Genomic DNA, 1,405 nt, shown 5'->3' on the forward strand with positions numbered 1-1,405 from the left:
TGTGCGTGCCTAATATAGGTTGACCATTCAAAGTCAACAAACAATGTCATTAAAGAAAAATAAAACTAAAAAAAGTCCAATTTTTGAGAAAAGAAGGAATTCAACTCGTGTTTTCAGCACAGATTTTAAGCGTTCAAAAGTACAAAAAATCTTAAAAAAAGAACTGACAGTGCAGCAAATAAGCGATCTTTATGATGTGAGCCGGAGTTCGGTTTACAAATGGATCTATAAATATTCTACTTTAGAAAAAGGGACTAAATTGGTAGTACAAATGGAAAGTGAAGGGTTCAAAACTCAACAATTACTCGAGCAGGTGGCAGAATTGGAGCGAATAATAGGGCAAAAGCAACTAGAAATCGATTATTTAACTAAAACTCTGGAGGTTGCAAGTGAAGAAGTCGGGTATGACCTAAAAAAAAAGTGCGCACCAGAGTCATCGAATGGTTTAAATCCACCCAAGACAAAATGAATATTCCGATTAAATACCTTTACTTACTCTGTGCCATTAGCAAACAAGCCCATGCGCAGGCTCTAGCTCGAGAAAAACTCATTCAGGACAAGCGTTGGTTATATATCGGATTAATGCTCCAAGTTCGTGAGTTGCACCCTGGTATGGGATTACGTAAGATGTACAACCAATTTCAACCTGAAGGCATTGGTCGTGATGCTTTTATTGCCATAGGCATGGAGGAAGGACTACGTTTACAGGTTAGCCGAAATCCTACACGTACTACCTGGGGTAACAAACGCTACAGTTATCCTAATTTATTGGCAGGAATCAAGTTTACAGATGTCAACCAAGTATGGAGCAGTGATATTACCTACTATAGTCTTGAGGGTAAACATTATTATATTGTATTCATAATGGACGTGTATTCACGAAAAATCGTGGGTTATTCCGTAGCAGATCATATGAGAGCTTCTCTTAATATAGCTGCTTTGGAAAAAGCGCTGAATTTGAGAGGAATTTCCGATTATGAAAGGCAGTTAATTCATCATTCAGATCGTGGAAGTCAGTATATTAGCGAAGATTATACCCATTTACTCACAGAATTTGGTATCCGAATTAGCATGTGCAGGGAAGTTTTAGAGAATGCGCACATCGAAAGAGTCAATGGAACAATCAAGAATGAGTATTTACGCTATTGGGATATCCGGAATTTTAATGATTTAGAGAAAAACCTAAAAAAAGCAGTGGAAAATTACAATAACAGAGCGCATAATGCACTAAAAGGGGAAACTCCTAATGATTTTGAGATACACCTTAAAGGTGTACCCCTAAATCAAAGAAAGGAGATGGCTATTTTTACCAGAATAAGTGATTCTGGGAATAATGCAAATCAATTGAATTTGTTCAAAAGTGTCTAATTGTCAACCCAAGGTCAACCTATTTCAGGCATGGACA

The 1,405-nt window shown here is 37.2% G+C and carries 2 protein-coding genes; both read left to right on the plus strand.

All coding sequences use genetic code 11. From position 1 onward, the window contains the following. Positions 1-43: 43 nt before the first annotated feature. A complete protein-coding gene (locus Q0954_RS33885) occupies positions 44-469 on the plus strand; it encodes a helix-turn-helix domain-containing protein (RefSeq protein ID WP_299466502.1) in 426 nt (141 codons plus the stop codon). Beyond that, positions 466-1,368: an IS3 family transposase gene (locus tag Q0954_RS33890; protein WP_299466505.1), complete on the plus strand. Its 903-nt coding sequence runs from the start codon at positions 466-468 to the stop codon at positions 1,366-1,368. The genes Q0954_RS33885 and Q0954_RS33890 overlap by 4 nt, the downstream gene beginning before the upstream one ends. Positions 1,369-1,405 lie beyond the last annotated feature (37 nt).

The organism is uncultured Microscilla sp. (assembly GCF_947493425.1).
Lineage (GTDB): Bacteria > Bacteroidota > Bacteroidia > Cytophagales > Microscillaceae > Microscilla.